Origin of the sequence: Klebsiella sp. RC2, assembly GCF_014192815.1 — a bacterium.
GTDB lineage: Bacteria > Pseudomonadota > Gammaproteobacteria > Enterobacterales > Enterobacteriaceae > Klebsiella > Klebsiella variicola.
Genome location: NZ_JACHYL010000002.1, coordinates 831,512 through 849,768 on the forward strand (window position 1 = coordinate 831,512; position 18,257 = coordinate 849,768).

Annotated in this window: 14 protein-coding genes; 6 read left to right on the forward strand and 8 right to left on the reverse strand. The window is 59.1% G+C overall.

Annotated elements, in window-relative coordinates; genetic code table 11:
- Positions 1–38: 38 nt before the first annotated feature.
- Both FHW76_RS08865 and fba read left to right on the forward strand, forming a co-directional pair.
- Positions 39–1,001, forward strand: a complete 963-nt coding sequence (locus FHW76_RS08865; protein WP_040973216.1) for a carbohydrate kinase family protein — start codon at positions 39–41, stop codon at positions 999–1,001.
- A 35-nt stretch (positions 1,002–1,036) separates the two neighbouring features.
- Positions 1,037–1,891, forward strand: coding sequence for a class II fructose-1,6-bisphosphate aldolase (gene fba / locus FHW76_RS08870; RefSeq protein ID WP_162493339.1), 855 nt, complete (start codon positions 1,037–1,039; stop codon positions 1,889–1,891).
- 59 nt (positions 1,892–1,950) lie between these two features.
- Here the strand turns inward: fba and FHW76_RS08875 are convergent, their stop codons facing one another.
- The 3 genes from FHW76_RS08875 to FHW76_RS08885 form a co-directional block, all read right to left on the reverse strand.
- A complete protein-coding gene (locus tag FHW76_RS08875) occupies positions 1,951–3,819 on the reverse strand; it encodes an amidohydrolase (protein ID WP_044650304.1) in 1,869 nt (622 codons plus the stop codon).
- Between the two features lie 24 nt (positions 3,820–3,843).
- Positions 3,844–4,389, reverse strand: a complete 546-nt coding sequence (locus tag FHW76_RS08880; protein WP_008805362.1) for an antibiotic biosynthesis monooxygenase — start codon at positions 4,387–4,389, stop codon at positions 3,844–3,846.
- Positions 4,390–4,574: 185 nt separating this feature from the next.
- Entirely contained in the window at positions 4,575–5,216 is a 642-nt protein-coding gene (locus tag FHW76_RS08885; RefSeq protein WP_002890357.1) for a hydrolase, read from the reverse strand.
- A gap of 267 nt (positions 5,217–5,483) precedes the next feature.
- Between FHW76_RS08885 and FHW76_RS08890 the strand changes: the two genes are divergently transcribed.
- Positions 5,484–6,386 (forward strand): LysR substrate-binding domain-containing protein, encoded by a 903-nt coding sequence (locus FHW76_RS08890; RefSeq protein WP_038422170.1) that lies wholly within the window; start codon positions 5,484–5,486, stop codon positions 6,384–6,386.
- Here FHW76_RS08890 and malZ read toward each other — a convergent pair.
- The 3 genes from malZ to brnQ all read right to left on the reverse strand — a co-directional run bounded on the left by malZ (position 6,383) and on the right by brnQ (position 11,130).
- Positions 6,383–8,200: a maltodextrin glucosidase gene (gene malZ / locus FHW76_RS08895; RefSeq protein ID WP_008805359.1), complete on the reverse strand. Its 1,818-nt coding sequence runs from the start codon at positions 8,198–8,200 to the stop codon at positions 6,383–6,385. The two genes, FHW76_RS08890 and malZ, sit on opposite strands and share 4 nt — an antisense overlap.
- A 150-nt stretch (positions 8,201–8,350) precedes the next feature.
- Positions 8,351–9,724 carry a proline-specific permease ProY gene (gene proY / locus FHW76_RS08900; protein WP_008805358.1) on the reverse strand — a complete coding sequence of 458 codons (1,374 nt, stop codon included), beginning with the start codon at positions 9,722–9,724 and terminating at the stop codon, positions 8,351–8,353.
- Positions 9,725–9,810: 86 nt separating this feature from the next.
- Positions 9,811–11,130, reverse strand: coding sequence for a branched-chain amino acid transporter carrier protein BrnQ (gene brnQ, locus FHW76_RS08905; protein WP_008805357.1), 1,320 nt, complete (start codon positions 11,128–11,130; stop codon positions 9,811–9,813).
- On the opposite strand from brnQ, the gene FHW76_RS08910 reads away from it, so the two are divergent.
- A complete protein-coding gene (locus FHW76_RS08910; RefSeq protein WP_153242733.1) occupies positions 11,122–11,463 on the forward strand; it encodes a hypothetical protein in 342 nt (113 codons plus the stop codon). The genes brnQ and FHW76_RS08910 overlap by 9 nt on opposite strands.
- An 80-nt stretch (positions 11,464–11,543) precedes the next feature.
- On the opposite strand, the gene phoR is transcribed toward FHW76_RS08910, so the two are convergent.
- Positions 11,544–12,839: a phosphate regulon sensor histidine kinase PhoR gene (gene phoR / locus FHW76_RS08915; protein WP_012968845.1), complete on the reverse strand. Its 1,296-nt coding sequence runs from the start codon at positions 12,837–12,839 to the stop codon at positions 11,544–11,546.
- 21 nt (positions 12,840–12,860) lie between these two features.
- Positions 12,861–13,550 carry a phosphate response regulator transcription factor PhoB gene (gene phoB, locus FHW76_RS08920; protein ID WP_002890343.1) on the reverse strand — a complete coding sequence of 230 codons (690 nt, stop codon included), beginning with the start codon at positions 13,548–13,550 and terminating at the stop codon, positions 12,861–12,863.
- A 182-nt stretch (positions 13,551–13,732) separates the two neighbouring features.
- Here phoB and sbcD point away from each other — a divergent pair, with 182 nt between their 5' ends.
- Positions 13,733–14,938 carry an exonuclease subunit SbcD gene (sbcD, locus tag FHW76_RS08925; RefSeq protein ID WP_012542712.1) on the forward strand — a complete coding sequence of 402 codons (1,206 nt, stop codon included), beginning with the start codon at positions 13,733–13,735 and terminating at the stop codon, positions 14,936–14,938.
- Positions 14,935–18,072: an exonuclease subunit SbcC gene (gene sbcC / locus FHW76_RS08930; protein WP_060619482.1), complete on the forward strand. Its 3,138-nt coding sequence runs from the start codon at positions 14,935–14,937 to the stop codon at positions 18,070–18,072. The genes sbcD and sbcC overlap by 4 nt, the downstream gene beginning before the upstream one ends.
- The last annotated feature ends 185 nt before the right edge of the window (positions 18,073–18,257 follow it).

Genomic DNA, 18,257 nt, shown 5'->3' on the forward strand with positions numbered 1-18,257 from the left:
TCAGGCTTCCCGCCGCTGACCAATAATCAGGAGTGGTTATGGCTATTTTGTCCATTGGATTTGCTTGTTTCGATCAGTTTTTCTTTCTCAATGAATGGCCTCAGGAGAATACCAAAAACTTTTGTCATGATTTTATAGAAAGCGGCGGCGGCCCAGCGGCCAATGCGGCATGGCTGCTGGGATTATGGGGTGAGGAAGTCTATTACATTGGTCATCTGCATCAGGACCTTTACGGTCAGCGCATTATCGATGAGTTTGCCGAAGCGGGCGTGGATACCAGCCAGGTGGTTTTTTCCGATGACATGATCACTCCGCTGGCCTCGGTGCTGGTCAATCGCTTAACGGGTTCGCGGACGATTATTACCCGCAAGATGCAAACGCCACCTTCCCTGACCTACGATCAAAAGCTCAAACTGGACGACCTCGCCGAGCGGCTGATTGCCAGCGAGGAGCCGGTCACCATTTTAATTGACGGCCATGAGGCAGAAATCAGTGAATATTTAATCAAGAAACTGCCCCACGCCAAAGTCGTGATGGACGGGGGTTCACTGCGTGCCAGCAATATTAAACTGGCGGCCTGGACTGACTATTTTGTCGTAAGCGAACATTTTGCCCGCGATTATATGAGCTATCGTTCACTGAGCACCGAAGCAGACATTAAAGCGGCCCTGATTGAACTGAATAAAATTTGCCGCGGCGAGGCGTTTATCACCCTTGGCGAAAAAGGCTGCGCCTTCTTAAAGAGCGGTATGCTGCAGATCGTCCCGTCCTGGCTGTGCAATGCCGTTGATACCACCGGCGCCGGGGATGTTTTTCACGGTGCCTTTACCTATGGCGTTCATTATTCGTGGCATATAGATAATATTATTTTATTTGCCAGCCTGACCGCCGCTATTTCTATTGAGAAAAAAGGGGTACGGGAATCGATGCCGGATCTGGCGCTCGTCCACCACTCGCTAAATAGCTACGAGAGAAATTTAAAGCAATATTTTGAAGAATAACTGCGTTTAATAAATATCAAGAGGTGACTATGTTAGTGTCGATGAAGGACATGCTTCAGCATGCCCTAAAGAACGGTTACGCCGTCGGTCAGTTCAACATTAATAATCTGGAATGGGTCGGCGCCGTATTAAGCACCGCCCAGCAGTGCCGCTCACCGGTTATTCTGGGCGTGTCCGGCGGCACGGTTAAGCATATGCTCGGGCTAAAATGTATTCATGATATTGTGGTTAATGCCATAGATTATTTACATATTGATATTCCGGTGGCTCTGCATCTGGATCACGGCACTACCCAGGAGGCCTGCGAAGCCGCGATCGCTGCCGGCTTCAGTTCCATTATGTTTGATGGTTCACATCTGCCGTTCAGGGAAAACCTGACCATCACCCGCCACCTGGTGGCGCTGGCGCACAGCAAGGGCATCTCCGTGGAAGCCGAACTGGGGACCATCGCCGGCAGTGAAGATGGTATCGTTAACTCCGAGGTCATTTACGCCGATCCTGAAGAGTGCTACACCCTGGTGACAGAAACGCAGGTGGATTGCCTCGCCGCCGCGCTGGGTTCCACCCATGGTCTGTATAAAGGTAAAGCCCGACTGGGATTTACTGAGATGAAAGCCATAGCCGAGCGCGTGAAGGTCCCGCTGGTGCTGCATGGCGGCACCGGTATTGCCGATGAGGATATGCGCCGGGCGATTGCCTGCGGCACCGCCAAGATTAACGTCAATACCGAAAACATGTACGCCTGGTGCCAGCAGGTGAAAGCGATCTTTGCCGCCGATACCGGACACGATGTGAACGATCCGCGGAAAGTCATCACCCAGGGACTGCAGCCGGTACGTGAGATGATTGCCCGCCGCATGGCGCTTTTTGGCTCACAGCAGCGCTATTGACGCCGGGCCTGCGGCTGAAACCTCCGCCCCGAAGCTGCCGGGGCGGAGGCGTCAAGGTATCAGAAGGCAAAGCAGGAGCAGCCCAGCACGCCCCAGAAAGCTTGCTCATCGGAGACCGGAATCGACGACTTGCGCGCAATATCATGTTGGTGGCCGTGAACGCCGCAGCTGCCGCAGCACTGGTGCATCTGGACCATGGCGCCGATTTTAGCCGCCGCCGGCGGAGCGGAACGGTAATGGCCCGGGACCTTCACCACCGGTGACCACTCCGGTAGCACCGGAATGGGCGGCGGCGCCAGCGGCGAAAAGTGACCGGCAGCGTACACCACTTTGCCATCAACCACCGTTAACATGGACTCAATGCCTTTGATCTCCTCCTCCGCGACGCCGAAGTAGTCTTTCGACAGCACCACCAGATCGGCAAGCTGACCGGCGGCCAGACGGCCTTTCTTGCCCTGCTCGCTGGAGAACCAGGCGCTGCCCGCCGTCCACAGCTCCAGCGCGACATCGCGCGGCAGGCGGTTGTCGTCGTCATACATCGCCATCCCGCCAACGGTGCGCCCGGAGACCAGCCAGTACAGCGCAGTCCACGGGTTATAGCTGGCGACGCGGGTGGCATCGGTGCCCAGCCCCACCGGCACGTCCAGCTCCAGCATTTTCGCTACCGGCGGGGTATGTTTCACCGCCTCTTTACCGTAGCGATCGACAAAATATTCGCCCTGGAAGGCCATCCGGTGCTGCACCGCAATACCGCCCCCCAGCGCCTTCACCCGCTCAATGTTACGCTCGGTAATGGTCTCGGCATGATCGAAGAACCAGTGCAGACCATTAAACGGGATATCGCGGTTCACCTTCTCAAACACGTCCAGCATCCGGCTGATGGACTCGTCGTAGGTGGCATGCAGGCGGAACGGCCAGCGATGTTCCACCAGATGGCGCACTACCCGCTCCAGCTCATCCTCCATGCCTTGCGGCAGATCCGGCCGCGGCTGCAGGAAATCCTCAAAATCCGCCGCCGAGAACACCAGCATCTCGCCGGCGCCGTTGGCGCGATAGAAGTCGGTCCCCTGCCCCGGCTTCAGCATATCGGTCCAGCGTTCGAAATCCTCCAGCTCCTGCTTCGGCCGCTGGGTAAACAGGTTGTAGGCGATGCGCACGGTCATCTGATCTTTCGCGTGCAGCTGTTCGATAATTTCGTAATCTTCCGGATAGTTCTGGAAGCCGCCCCCGGCGTCGATGGCGCTGGTCAGCCCCAGTCGGTTCAGCTCGCGCATAAACTGGCGGGTAGAGTTCACCTGCAGATCCAGCGGCAGCTTCGGCCCTTTGGCCAGCGTAGCGTAAAGGATCATGGCGTTCGGTTTGGCGATCAGCATCCCGGTCGGGTTGCCGCGGCTATCGCGGACGATCTCTCCGCCCACCGGATCCGGCGTCTCTTTGGTATACCCCACGGCTTTCAGCGCCGCGCGGTTCAGCAGCGCGCGATCGTAGAGATGCAGCACAAACACCGGCGTATCGGGCGCCGCGTCGTTCAGCTCTTCCAGGGTCGGCATCCGCCGCTCAGCGAACTGAAATTCGCTCCAGCCGCCGACCACCCGCACCCACTGCGGAGAGGGTGTGCGATCCGCCTGATCCTTAAGCATTCGCAGGGCATCGGCCAGCGAGGGAACGCCCTCCCAGCGGAGCTCAAGGTTGTAGTTCAACCCGCCGCGGATCAGGTGCAGGTGAGAATCATTGAGGCCCGGGATCACCGTATGCCCTTTGAGATCGACGATTTGCGTCCCCTCGGCGGCAAAGCTCATGATCCGATCGTGGCTTCCGGTAGCAACAATTTTTCCGTCGGCGATGGCCACGGCTTCCGCCAGGGGATTCGCGCGATCGAGGGTATGAATCTGACCGTGGGTCAGAATCAGTGTGGCAGTTTGCGACATAACGCACTCCTTGAGGAGGCTGACTCAGTTTTTCTTTAACCAGCCAGCAAACAGGCGGGTCACGATGGGCATCCAGAACCAGACCACCAGCGCAACCACGCAGGCATCATTGATCAGGTGCAGCAGCAGGCTCCCTTTGAGCGACGGCAACAGCATACCGGTGACCGCAGGCACCAGGTTGGTGCTGGGAAAAATCACCAGCAGGGTGATCAGAAACTGTTTCCAGCGCCGCGGCTGGCGCACGTTCGCCGTCGGCGGGGTAAACCAGAAGGCCGGCTCGGTCCGCACCTCCGTCCGATCGCCTTCCGTCAGCAGCGGCGCAATCTCTGCCACCAGCTGCCGACGGGTTTCCGACTGCGTCCAGGCGTAGAGGTGCTCCAGGGTATCGAAGCGGATTATGACGCTCCACAGATTCTGCCCTGCGGCGGGCCGGATCACATTCGCGCCGAGATGGCCGGGAAACTCGGCCGCAATGGGCATAATTTTACCGAGCCACTCCTCGTAGCGCTGGCCGTGTTGCGGATCGAGCAGATGGCTGATGACCAGGGTCACCGATTTTTGCTGCGCCATAGAGAGTTCCTTGCTTCAGGGGAATGGCGGGATTGTTCCCGCCATTAGCCACAGATGACCATACACAACATCATTCATGCTACGTCGAGGCGGCAAGCCGGCACGTCCCCCTGAGCGGAGATAAGTCAGCGACCGGGGACGGGTAAACGCAGCCGAAGATCAGGCAGCCTGAAGGATGAAGTGATTTACGCTTTACGCTCCGGCGCGCCATGCACCATGGTATAAGCGTAATCCACGCCCATCCCGTAGGCGCCGCTGTGTTCGCGTACGAGGTCCATCACCGCATCGTAGGTCGCTTTGCGCGACCAGTCGCGCTGGTACTCCAGCAGCACCTGTTGCCAGGTCACCGGTACCGCCCCCGCCTGCACCATCCGGTCAATAGACCGCTCATGGGCGTCGACAGAGGTGCCGCCGGAGGTATCCGTCACCACATAGACCTCGTAGCCCGCCTCCAGCGCCATCAACGCCGGGAAGGTCAGGCAGACTTCGGTCCACAGGGCGGAAATCACCAGCTTTTTACGGCCGGTCGCTTTCACCGCCGCCACAAACGCGTCGTCTTCCCAGGAGTTCATCGAGGTACGTTCAATCGGCTTGACGTCAGGATGCACGGCCAATAATTCCGGCCAGATATAACCGCTGAAGCTTTTGGTCTCTACGGAGGTATAAATCACCGGCACATTAAAAATTTTGCCCGCTTTCGCCAGCGCCACGGTGTTATTTTTCAGGGTCTGGCGATCGATATTCGCCACGCCAAATGACATCTGCGGCTGGTGGTCAATAAAGATAAGTGCGGAATTAGTGGGATCGAGCAGTTCACGAATAGACATTAAATACCTTCTTAATCAATGAGTTAAAAAGATGACATGATGGTTAATGCGTCGTGTGGATCCTGACTGATAAAGCATGGTGAGTATAGCCAGTTATTTCTAACAAGTTATTAAAGTTTTTTTGTGGTTTATTTTTTGCCCGTAGCAAGGATTTGCTCGCATCCGCATTAATCAAATTTTTACGCCAAACTGTTCTGATTTATTCACTGGCATTGATTATTGTGCTTAGGTACAACAAGGGAAAATAAATTAATGGATAGCTCCCCCATGCGTGTGAATTTTGATGTACTCATGATCCTTGATGCCCTGGACAGACACGGGTCCTTCGCCACCGCCGCGGAGTCGCTGTATAAAACCCCCGCCGCCCTGAGCTATATGATCCAGAAGCTGGAGAGCGATCTGGATATTGTGCTGTTGGATCGCTCTGGCCACCGGGCGAAGTTTACCGATACCGGCCGGCTGATGCTGGAGAAGGGACGGCAGCTGTTGAGCGCCGCCAGAGATCTGGAAAAGCAGGCGCAGCAGCTGAGCGCGGGCTGGGAGCGAGAGCTGGCGATCGCTCTCGATGCTTCGTTTCCCTTTTCTGCCCTGCTGCCGCTGATCGCCGAATTTTATGCGCAAAATCCGCAGACGCGCCTGAACTTCAGTCATCACACCCTCGCCGGTTCGTGGGAAGAGCTGACCCACCATGGCGCGGATATTATCCTCGGCGCCATCAATGAACCCCCGACCTCTGCAGAGTGGTCATGGCAAACCCTCGGCGCGCTGGATAACATTTTCGTGGTTGCCCCCGCTCACCCGCTGGCTCAGGCGAAGGAGCCACTGACCAATAAACAGCTCAGCCAACATCGGGCCATCGTGATCCGCGACAGCGCCCGTTATTGCCATCCGCTAAACAGCAATCTCCTCGACGAGCAGCCGCAAATCGGCGTCGATGATTTCGCCAGTAAAGTCGAACTGCTGTGCGCCGGGTTGGGCTGCGGCTTTCTGCCGCGCCATATCGCTCGCCCATGGCTGGAAAACGGCAGTCTGGTGGAGAAAAGCGTCGCCTGCTGGCGGGAAAAAGATATCACCTACATGGCCTGGCGCAGCGGGAATGACGGGCTGGCTCAGCGCTGGTGGCGGGAGGCGCTCCTCCGCGGCGACCTGCTGAGCCAGCTCTACCGTTAACGGCCGGACCAGACGCTGGCGGAGATGGCCGGAAGGGTCAGCACCCCGTCCTGAAAGGCGCCGGCGCCTTCCAGCAGCGTCCACCCGGCCACGTTCAGCAGCGGCGAATCCTCGATAACCACCTCGCAGGCTTCCCCGCGGTTAATCGCCACCAGCACGCGCTGCTGTTTGTAGACCCGGACAAACACCACCACGTTATCCTCGGCGTAAATCACCTGACAGCCGCCGTAGCGCAGCGCCTGCTGGGCCTTACGCAGTTTCGCCATCCGCTGATACAGCGCCAGCAACTGGGTATCCTGCAGCGCCGGATCCCACGGGAACGGTTTGCGGCAGAACGGATCGTTGTTGCCATCCACGCCCACCTCGTCGCCGTAGTAGATGCACGGTACACCCGGCCAGCTAAACAGCCACACCACCGCCAGCGGCAGGCGCGCTACGTCTTTACCAAGGAGCGATTTAAAGCGCGCCGTATCATGGCTGTCGAGCTGGTTGAACATCCGCAGCTGCTGCTGATGCGACAGCCCGGCGCGATAATTATCCATCCACGCCATGCAGGTCTGGGCGTCTATCTTCTGCGGATCGTAAGAGATATCGGTATTGGCGAGGAATCCCCAGATCGGGAAGGTAAAGCCGCGATAGTTCATCGCCGCATCTTCGGCATCCGCCTGCAGCCATTGTCGCGCATCGCCAAAATGTTCGCCAAAGACAAAGGCTTCCGGCTGCGTTTGTTTTGCCGCCTGAGTGATGCCGGCGATATGCTGCAGGTTATTCCGCGCCCCGCCGCCTTCGCCCAGCATATGCACCACATCCAGACGCCAGCCGTCCATGCTCCACGGCGCTTTCAGCCAGTGGCGTACGATACTGTCCTCGCCGGCATAGATCTCGTTGACCAGGCTGGTCGAGCGATAGTCGAGCTTCGGCAGACTGGCATAGCCCAGCCAGTTGTGCGCCTGCCCCTCCTCTGAGAAGGTAAACCAGTCGCGCCACGGAGAATCCGGGTAATGGCCGGCGCCGCCGCTGCCCTGCTGGTGTCGGTCGAACCAGGGATGGGAATCGCCGGTATGGTTGAACACCCCGTCAAGGATCATACGCATCCCCGCCCGCTGCGTATTATGGCGCAGCCGGAGCAGCGCCGCGTCGCCGCCAAACTGCGGATCGACGCGCCGATAATCCTCGGTATCGTATTTATGCACGCTGGGGGCGGCGAAAACCGGGTTCAGATAGAGGGCGGTGACGCCGAGTTGCTTCAGGTAGGGAAGTTTTTCGCTGATGCCGTCGAGATCGCCGCCGTAGAACGTCGACCCGCCCGCCTCACCGGTTAGCGGTTCGTCCCATGCCTTGCGCACAATCTCCCGTCCCGCCGCGTGATGGTAATAGACCGCATCCTGGTCGGCGTCACGCGCGGCGCTGCGGGCAAAGCGATCGGGGAAAATCTGATAGAACACCTGATCGGCCACCCACTGCGGGCCGGCGTCCGGCAGGTCAATGGCAAACTGTTCCAGCCTGGCCGGCGGGAAACGGGTGAAACCTTGTGGCGTAAACCAGCGCTGATGGTCGGCCCACAGCAGCTTAAAGCTGTAGCGGCGGCGCGGCTGGCCGCTGGCGAGAGAGATTTCACCGCGCCATGCCACCACGCCTGGCTGCGGCGCCTGACGGAGCCGCTGCATCGGCAGCGACAGCTCTTCGTTATCCTCTTCCGCGCGCAGCGTGATCCGCTGCGGCAGCGACTCACCGCTTAACCACAGGGTAATAAACAGTCGGTCCTGTTGCACCTTGATAAAGGGTGCAACCGGAAGGTGCCATGCCTTCAACATCGTGAATCCTCATTGTGCAGAATGGGCACACCTTGCCATAGCCGTCAGGCGCAGAACTCATCATCACAGGATTTTTTGGGGGAGGATAACGGGGGAGGACGCGGGACTGCAAGCCGCCCCGGTCGCGTGATGCTGACCGGGGCGGTGCATTTACTGTGCCTGCGCCAGGCGGCGATCGCGACGGGTCTTAAAGACCCAGCCCAGCAGCAGCAGGCCGATCCACGCCATACCGACATACAGCGAGATACGGGTATCCGGATGATAGCCGATCAGGGCGATAATAAAGGCCAGGAACACCAGGCCGACTACCGTGGTCACCACTCCGCCGGGCACTTTGAATTTCAGCGCCTTGACCTCTTCGGGCGACAGACGGCGGCGGAAGGCAATCTGTGACAACAGGATCATAATCCACACCCACACCGTGGCGAAGGTGGCCAGGGAGGCGATCACCAGGAAGACGTTTTCCGGCATGATGTAATTGAGATACACCGCAAACAACAGCGCAATAGTCATCACCATCACCGTCACCCACGGAATACCGCGGCGCGACGTTTTAGCGAACACCTTCGGCGCGCTGCCCTGCTCAGCCATACCGTGCAGCATACGGCCCACGCCGAACACGTCGGAGTTAATCGCCGACAGGGAGGCTGTCAGGACCACGAAGTTAAGAATACTGGCCGCGAAGGTAATGCCCAGATGCTGGAAGGTCAGGACAAAGGGGCTGCCGTCGGTTCCCACCTGATTCCACGGATAGATGGACATAATGACGAACAGTGTGCCGACGTAGAACACCAGAATACGCATCGGCACCGAGTTGATCGCGCGCGGAATGGATTTCTCCGGGTCTTTCGCCTCACCGGCGGTAATACCGATGATTTCGATGCCGCCGTAGGCGAACATCACCATCTGCAGCGACATCACCATCCCCAGCCAGCCGTTGCTGAAGAAGCCGCCGTTGCTCCACAGGTTATGAATGCCGGTCGGCTGGCCGCCGTTGCCGATCCCCCAGATAATAATGCCGAACCCGGCGAGGATCATGATGATAATGGTGGCCACTTTGAAGAACGAGAACCAGAACTCCAGCTCACCAAACACCTTGACGCTCATCAGGTTGACGGCGCAGATGATCAGTACCACGCTGAGCACCCAGATCCAGTGCGGCACCGTCGGGAACCAGACGCCCATGTAGATACCGAAGGCGGTGACGTCGGCGATGGCGACGATCAGGATTTCGAAGCAGTAGGTCCAGCCGGTGATATAGCCCGCCAGTCCGCCGAGGTTTTCCTGGGCATAGCGGGAAAATGAGCTGGCGGCAGGGTTATGCACCGACATCTCACCGAGCGCCCGCATAATGATATATGCCGCGACGCCACCGATAATGTAGGCCAACAGCACGCTGGGTCCGGCCATCTTAATGGCGTCGGCTGAGCCGTAAAAAAGCCCGGTGCCGATGGCGGAACCCAGGGCCATAAAGCGGATATGCCGGGTGCTTAGCCCGCGCTTAAGCTTGTTACTACTTTCCATCGTGGTTTTTCAATGCCGTTTAACACAAAAAATAAAAAACCACGGAACCCGAAGTCCCGTGGTTAAACGCTTTTCCTTAACGCCTGTTAATGGGCGCTGGAAGTCACCTGACGTCCGGCTGCGCGATCCCAGATCACCGCGAGGAACACCATCACGGCGGTGGGCATCAGCCAGGCCAGGCCCTGCTCCGCCAGCGGCAGACGCGCGGTCCAGGCCGGCAGAATCGCGGCAAACGCCGATGACTTAATCCCGTCAATGATACCAAACATCAGACTGATAAACATGGCCGGCGCGATAACGCGGGACGAATTATGCCACCAACTGCGGGTAAAGCTTAATACAACCAGTGCGATACACGGCGGATAGATAGCGGTCAGCACCGGAATTGACACCTGAATCAGATGGCTCAGCCCCAGATTGGAGACCGCCATCGAGAACAGGCCAAGGATAAAGACCAGCGTGCGATAGGAGAACGGCAGATACTGGGCAAAGAACTCGGCGCAGGCGCAGGTCAGGCCCACCGCCGTCACCAGGCAAGCGATGAAGATCAGCGCCGCCAGCAGGAAGCTGCCCGCCCCGCCGAAGGTGTGCTGCACGTAGGAGTGCAGAATGGCCGCGCCGTTGGCGGACTGGTCCACGAGAGTGGCGCTGTCAGAACCCAGACGGAACAACGCCAGGTACAGCAGCGTCAGGCCAACGCCTGCCATCAGGCCAGCCCAGACGGTGTAGCGGGTCAACAGACGCGCTTCGCTGACGCCGCGGGAGCGTGCCGCATTGACAATCACGATCCCGAACACCATCGCGCCGAGGGTATCCATGGTCAGGTAGCCGTTGACGAAGCCATTGGAGAATGGCGCCGTACGATACGCTTCCAGCGCGTCGCTGATCGGGCCCGCTGGCCAGATGATGGCCGCGACCGCCAGCACAATCAGGGCGATAATTTTCAGCGGCGCAAGGAAGTTACCCACGGTGTCCAGCAGTTTGCCCGGATAGAGGGAGACCAGAATCACCAGCGCGAAATAGATAACGCTGTAGATCAGCAGCGGCAGCGGGCCGTCGCCGGTCAGCGGCGCAATACCGACCTCAAAGGAGACGGTCGCGGTGCGCGGGGTCGCGAACAGCGGTCCCACCGCGAGATAACACACCACCGCCAGCAGGATACCCGCCACTTTACCAATCGGGGTGCTCAGGCTTTCAACGCCGCCGCCGACTTTCGCCAGCGCCACCACCGTCAGCACCGGCAGACCCACCGCAGTGATCAGGAAGCCGATCGCTGCTGTCCAGACGTGCTCGCCCGCCTGTAAGCCAACCATCGGAGGGAAAATTATGTTGCCTGCGCCAACAAACAACGCGAAGGTCATAAAGCCCAACGCTATGATGTCGCGAGATTTTAACTGATGGGTCATAAATTCATTACTGCCTGTGGATGTGGTGTTGTAAAAAATGGAAAAATACCGCGCTCCCCTCTCAGGGACGATACAGCGGCCATTGCCGGTAAACTCAGCGAGATATGCTCCCGAAGCGGCGTGGGAAAGAATTGTTTTTGGTATTACCACGCAAAAGCAGTCTGTCATCGACTGCGCAGGCGCAATTTAAACGCTTATAACGTTTTAAAGCAAGGCACGATCGCAAAAGCAGATGATTATGCTGGTTATCAGTTTCACACCAGAATCATTTACCATATTGATGGAAAACCCGTGGCTTATCATGCGAACAAAAAAGCAGCACGCGTTCATTAAATAGGCGAGGAAAAAAGGGATGCCAACGAAAATGACCAGCCGGGGCTGGTCATTGGCAAGATAAGCTGACAGCACGCCGATCAGGCGTCGTTTCTGGCAATTAATCGTTCCGGGAGCAGGAAGCTAAAACGGGTTCCCTTGCCCACCGTGCTGTCGATCTCCAGCCGGCTGTCATGATGGTTGACCGCGTGTTTGACGATCGCCAGTCCCAGGCCGCTGCCCCCCGTTTGCCGGGAGCGAGCTTTATCCACCCGATAAAAACGCTCGGTCAAACGGGGAATATGCTCTGGCGCAATGCCTGGCCCATTATCCTCGACGCTGAACAGCGCCCCCTGCGGGGTCCGCTGCCAGCTGACGCGAATTTCGGTCCCCGGCGGGGTGTGGTTCACCGCGTTATAGACCAGATTGGAAATGGCGCTGCGCAGTTGCTCCTCATTACCCAGCACCTTGAGCTGCTCGTCAACGGTGAAGATCAGCGTCTGTTTCTCCTGGCTGAGAGTTTGCGCCTCGCGCTCCACCACCCGCAGCATCATCGGCACGTCGATGCGGTCATTCATCGCCAGCGCCGGCGCGGCTTCAATGCGCGACAGCGTCAGCAACTGCTTCACCAGCCCTTCCATACGCTGAGTTTGCTCTCGCATGGTGTGCAGGGCTTTTTCCCGCGTCGCCCCCTCCAGCACCTGCTCCTGCATCATCTCCAGATAGCCCTGCAGCACCGTCAGCGGGGTGCGCAGTTCATGGCTGACGTTGGCGAAAAAGTTCCGCCGCGCCCCTTCCAACTGATGCATCTGCGTCACGTCGCGCGCCACCATCAGCCACTGCTTGTCGGTGTAAGGCATCACGCGAATTTCCAGATGGCGAGCGTTATTCAGCACCAGGTTGAGTGGCTTAGAAAAATCACGCTGTTTCAGATAGTTGGCGAACTCGGGATAACGCAGGAGGTTGAGAATATTTTGGCCACTGTCGTCCGGCCAGCGCAGGTTTAAAATCTGCTGCGCCAGGCCATTACACCAGAAAATGGCCCCCTCTTCCGTGGTCAGTACAACCGCATCCGGCAGCGATTCCGCCCCGCTGCGAAAGCGTTTAATCAGGCTTCCCAGCTCGCGTCGACGCTTTTTATTACGCATCTGCATCTGATGCAGACCATACAGCAGCGGCTCCCAGCTGCCGCGTCCAGGCGGAGGAGTCATGCTCCGATCCACCCACAACCACCACGACAGGCGCATCAAATTCCAGAAATGCCAGATCAGCAAACCGGTCACTGCCGCCAGTAAAAACCACGGCAGATGACCCACAAACGCCCCCAGAATCAGGGCCGGAATACACGCTAAAAAGAGCTCCAGCGCCAGCCTTTTCCATGACAGCCGTTCCAGCACGGGTCACACTCCTGTCAAAATTCAGAAACGGGCGGAGAAACGATACCCCGTGCCGCGAACCGTTTGCACCATACGATCATGGCCACTGTGTTCCAGCGCTTTGCGCAGGCGGCGAATATGGACGTCCACCGTGCGGTCTTCCACATAGACGTTGGTTCCCCAGACGTGGTTCAGCAACTGCTCGCGGCTGTACACTCGCTCAGGATGGGTCATAAAGAAGTGCAATAATTTAAATTCCGTCGGCCCCATGTCCAGCGGACTGTCGCCGGTCATCACCCGATGCGACGAAGGGTCGAGGCTCAGACCCTGCATTTCGATCACCTCTTCCACCGCCATCGGCGAAATACGGCGCATCACCGCTTTGATTCGCGCCACCAGCTCTTTCGGTGAGAAAGGCTTGGTAATGTAGTCGTCCGCGCCGGTCTCCAGGCCGCGAACACGATCCTCTTCTTCTCCACGCGCGGTCAGCATCACAACCGGGATATCCCGCGTCATCGCCTCGCGCTTGAGCAACTTAATAAACTGCAGCCCCGAACCACCCGGCAGCATCCAGTCAAGGAGAATCAAATCAGGCCAGGGTTCATTGAGTTGATTCACCGCGCTGTCATAATCTTCCGCCTCAACGGGCTGAAAGCCATTTTGCTCCAGAACAAAGCAGACCATTTCGCGGATTGGAGCTTCATCTTCAACGACCAGAATTCTTCTCGCCATTATTTACCCTGTGTTTTTTAGCCATCAGTATAGAAGTGCGGCGTCATTATGCGTCACTTTTGTGACAGATTTATGAAAAAAATGACGGTCTGATGATCGGGTAATTTGAAGCATGACGCGGACTTACCCCGCGCCGACAAATGATATACTGCCGCCCATGCTTTTTTCGCTAGGGAAGATTTATGCGCCTCCTTCACACCTCCGACTGGCATTTGGGCCAGAATTTTTACAGCAAAAGCCGCGCGGCAGAACACGACGCTTTTCTTACCTGGCTGCTGGCCCGCGCGCAGGAGCATGAAGTCGACGCCATTATCGTGGCTGGCGATATTTTTGATACCGGCTCGCCGCCGAGCTATGCCCGCGAGCTGTATAACCGTTTTGTCGTCCAGTTGCAGCAGACCGGCTGTCGCCTGGTGGTGCTGGCGGGCAATCACGATTCAGTGGCGATGCTCAATGAGTCCCGCGATATTCTCGCCTTTTTGCACACCACCGTGGTGGCGAACGCCGGCTACGCGCCCATTGAGCTGCCGTTGCGCGACGGCACCCCTGGCGCCATCTTTTGCCCGGTGCCGTTTTTACGCCCCCGCGAGCTGGTTACCAGTCAGGCCGGCCACTCCGGTCGGGAAAAACAGCAACAGCTCCTGCACGCTATTAGCGACTATTATCAGGAGCAGTATCAGCAGGCCTGCGCGCTGCGCGGCGATCGGCCGCTGCCCATCATTGCCAGCGGCCACCTGACCACCGTCGGCGCCAGCAAAAGCGATGCCGTCCGCGACATTTACATCGGCACGCTGGATGCCTTTCCGGCGCAACACTTCCCGCCTGCCGACTACATTGCGCTGGGCCATATTCATCGGGCGCAGGTGGTCGGTGGCTGCGAGCACATCCGCTACAGCGGCTCGCCGTTGCCGCTGAGCTTCGATGAAACCGGCAAAGCCAAATCGGTGCACCTGGTGAGTTTTAACGACGGGCGCCTCAGCGCCGTGGAAACCCTGGAGGTGCCCGTGACCCAGCCGCTGGCAGTGATCAAAGGCGATCTGGCCGCCATCACCGCCCAGCTGGAGCAGTGGCGCGGCGTCGAGCAGGACCCGCCGGTGTGGCTGGATATCGAAATCACCACCGAGGACTACCTGCACGATATTCAGCGTCATATTCAGGCGCTGACGGAGGATCTGCCGGTGGAAGTGTTGCTGGTACGCCGCAGCCGCGAGCAGCGCGAGAAAATATTGCTCAACGCCCAGCGGGAGACCCTCAGCGAACTGAAGGTGGAAGAGGTGTTCGAGCGCCGGCTGGCGCTGACCGAGATTGACGATGACAAGCGCGCCCGGCTGCACGAGCTGTTCACCCATACGCTGCATACGCTCACCGCGGAGGACGAAAACGCATGAAAATCCTCAGTCTGCGTCTGAAAAACCTCAACTCCCTGAAGGGTGAATGGAAGATAGACTTTACCGCCGAGCCGTTCGTCAGCAACGGCCTGTTCGCCATTACCGGCGCCACCGGCGCCGGCAAAACCACCCTGCTCGATGCCATTTGCCTGGCGCTTTATCACGAGACGCCACGCCTGAATAAAGTTTCCCAGTCGCAAAATGACCTGATGACCCGCGATACCGCCGAATGTCTGGCGGAGGTCGAGTTTGAAGTCAAAGGCACCGCCTACCGCGCTTTCTGGAGCCAGAACCGGGCACGCAACCAACCGGATGGCAATCTGCAGGCGCCCCGCGTCGAGCTGGCACGCTGCGCCGACGGCAAAATCCTCGCCGATAAGGTCTCGGACAAACTGGAGCAAACCGCGACGCTCACCGGGCTCGACTATGGCCGTTTCACCCGCTCGATGCTGCTTTCCCAGGGACAATTTGCCGCCTTCCTGAACGCGAAGCCGAGCGATCGCGCGGAGCTGCTGGAGGAGCTGACCGGCACGGAAATCTACGGCCAGATTTCGGCCATGGTCTACGAACAGCACAAAGCCGCTCGCCACGCGCTGGAGAAGTTCGAAGCCCAGGCGGCGGGCATCGTTCTGCTGACGGAAGCGCAGCAGCAGGCGCTGCAGGAAAGTTTGCAGGTACTCACTGACGAAGAAAAAACCCTGCTAACGCAGCAGCAAAACCAGCAACAGCAGCTTCAGTGGCTGACGCGCTGCGACGAGCTGGCGCAGCAGCACCAGCAGGCGGTTAGCCGGCAACAGCAGGCCCGCCAGGCGCTGACCGACGCCGCCCCGGCGCTGGCGAAGCTTGAGCTGGCGCAGCCGGCCGCCCAGCTGCGCCCCCTGTGGGAGCGTCAGCAGGAACAGGTGGCAGGTCTGGCGCAAACCCGGCAACGGATCAACGAAGTAAATGCTCGCTTACTTGCCTGCACCGCGCAGCGCGCGCGCATCCGCCGCAGCGCCCTGCACGCTCAGCAGCAGCGTCAGGCTGAACTGACGGACCTGGCGCAGTGGCTGGCGGCCCATGACCGATTCCGCTTATGGGGCCAGGAGATTGCCGGCTGGCGGGCGCAATTCTCGCAACTGGCGCGCGATAAACAGCAGTTAACGGCTCAGACCACCCGCCTGGCCGCGCTGCGCCAGAAACTCAGCGCTCTGCCGGCCAGCTCCCTGTCATTGTCCGCAGAGGAAGTCGCGGCGGCGATGGCGCAGCAAACGCAATCGCGGCCGCTGCGCCAGCGGCTGCTCTCCCTGCATGAACAGCATCAGCAGTTGCACAAACGCCTGCGGCAGAGCGCCGAGAACATCCAGCAGGCGCAAACGGAGCAGGCAAAACTCAATGCCACCCTGACGCAACGTCGGGAGCAATATAAAGACAAAAACCAGCACTATCTCGACCTGAAGGCGCTCTGCCAGCGGGAAGAAACGATTAAAGATCTGGAAGGTTACCGCGCCCGGCTTGAGGCGGGGAAGCCCTGCCCGCTGTGCGGATCCTGTGAACATCCGGCGATTGAGCAATACGCCTCCCTAACGGTCACGGATAATCAGCGCCGCCGCGACGCGCTGGAAAAAGAGGTCGCCGCGCTGAAAGAAGAAGGTCTGCTGGTCCTCGGGCAGGTCAACGCCCTGACGCAGCAGCTCCAGCGTGAGACCGAAGCGGCCCGGCGGCTCACAGAGGAAGAGCAAGCGCTCACTAAAGCGTGGCAGGAAACCTGCGCCGCTCTGCAGGTCACGCGGGATATTGCGCAAGAGATAAACGACTGGATGCAGGAGCAGGAGCGCTACGAGCAGCAGCTCTATCAGCTCAGCCAGCGTCTGATGTTACAGAGCCAGCTCAACGACCAGCAAGCGCTGGAGCGCCAGGCTCACCAGCAGCTGGAGACCACGCGCCAGGGGCTGGAGAACGCCCTGCAGACGCTGTCGCTCAGCCTGCCGGAAGAAGGCGCAGAAGCCGCCTGGCTGCACGCTCGCGAAAGCGAATTTGCCCGGTGGCAGGCGCAACAGACGCGGCATGGCGTGCTCCAGGAGCAGATCGCCGCCCTGAAACCGCTGCTCGATACGCTGCCGCCCGGCGATGAGGATGACGCGGAGGCTGAGCCGGTGATCCCGGACAACTGGCGCGAAATCCACGAGGAATGCCTGTCGCTGCACAGCCAGCTTGTCGCCCAGCAGCAACTGGAGACCGAAGAAACGGCGCGCGTACATCAGTCACAGACGCAATTCACGACTGCCCTGGCCGCCAGCCGCTTCAACGATCGGGAGGCGTTCCTCGCCGCACTGCTGGATGACGAGACCGCCCAGCGGCTGACGCAGTTAAAACAGTCGCTTGAGCAGCAGCTTCAGCAAGCGACGGTGCTCTGCGAGCAGGCGACTCAGCAGCAACAGGCGCATCTGGCGCTGCGGCCGCAAGGATCAGACGCGGACGGCCCCACCCTGCAAACGCAGCTGCACGCCCTGGCCCAGCGGCTGCGGGACAACACGACCCGTCAGGGTGAGATCCGCCAGCAGCTCAGGCAGGATAATGAAAGCCGCCAGCAGCAGCAGGCGCTGGGGCAGCAGATTGCAGAGGCGGCGCAGCTGGCGGACGACTGGGGCTATCTGAATTCGCTGATCGGCTCCAGCACCGGCGACCGGTTCCGCAAATTCGCCCAGGGGCTGACGCTGGATAATCTGGTCTGGCTGGCAAACCAGCAGCTCAACCGCCTGCACGGCCGCTATCTGCTGCAACGCAAGGCCAGCGAGGCGCTGGAGCTGGAGGTGGTCGATACCTGGCAGGCCGACGCCGTGCGCGACACCCGCACTCTCTCCGGCGGCGAAAGTTTCCTCGTCAGCCTGGCGCTGGCCCTGGCGCTGTCAGACCTGGTGAGCCATAAGACACGGATTGACTCCCTGTTTCTCGATGAAGGCTTTGGCACCCTCGACAGCGAAACGCTGGATACGGCGCTGGACGCCCTGGATGCCCTTAACGCCAGCGGCAAAATTATCGGGGTGATCAGCCACGTGGAGGCAATGAAGGAACGTATTCCGGTGCAGATCAAAGTGAAGAAGATAAATGGCCTGGGCTACAGTCGGCTGGACAGAGTGTTTGCGGTGGAGTGAGGTCTGAATTATGGCGATGTCCCCTTACCCTAACCCTTTCCCGGAGGGAGAGGGAACCGTCCGGCGCCGGTCTGTAATTTCGCACGCTATTGCGATTCCCCTCTCCCTGCAGGATGAGGGGTTCCCGGCCACTGCCTCTACCACCCGCACCGTACCGCTTTTCTCCCTCTCTCTGCAGGGAGAGG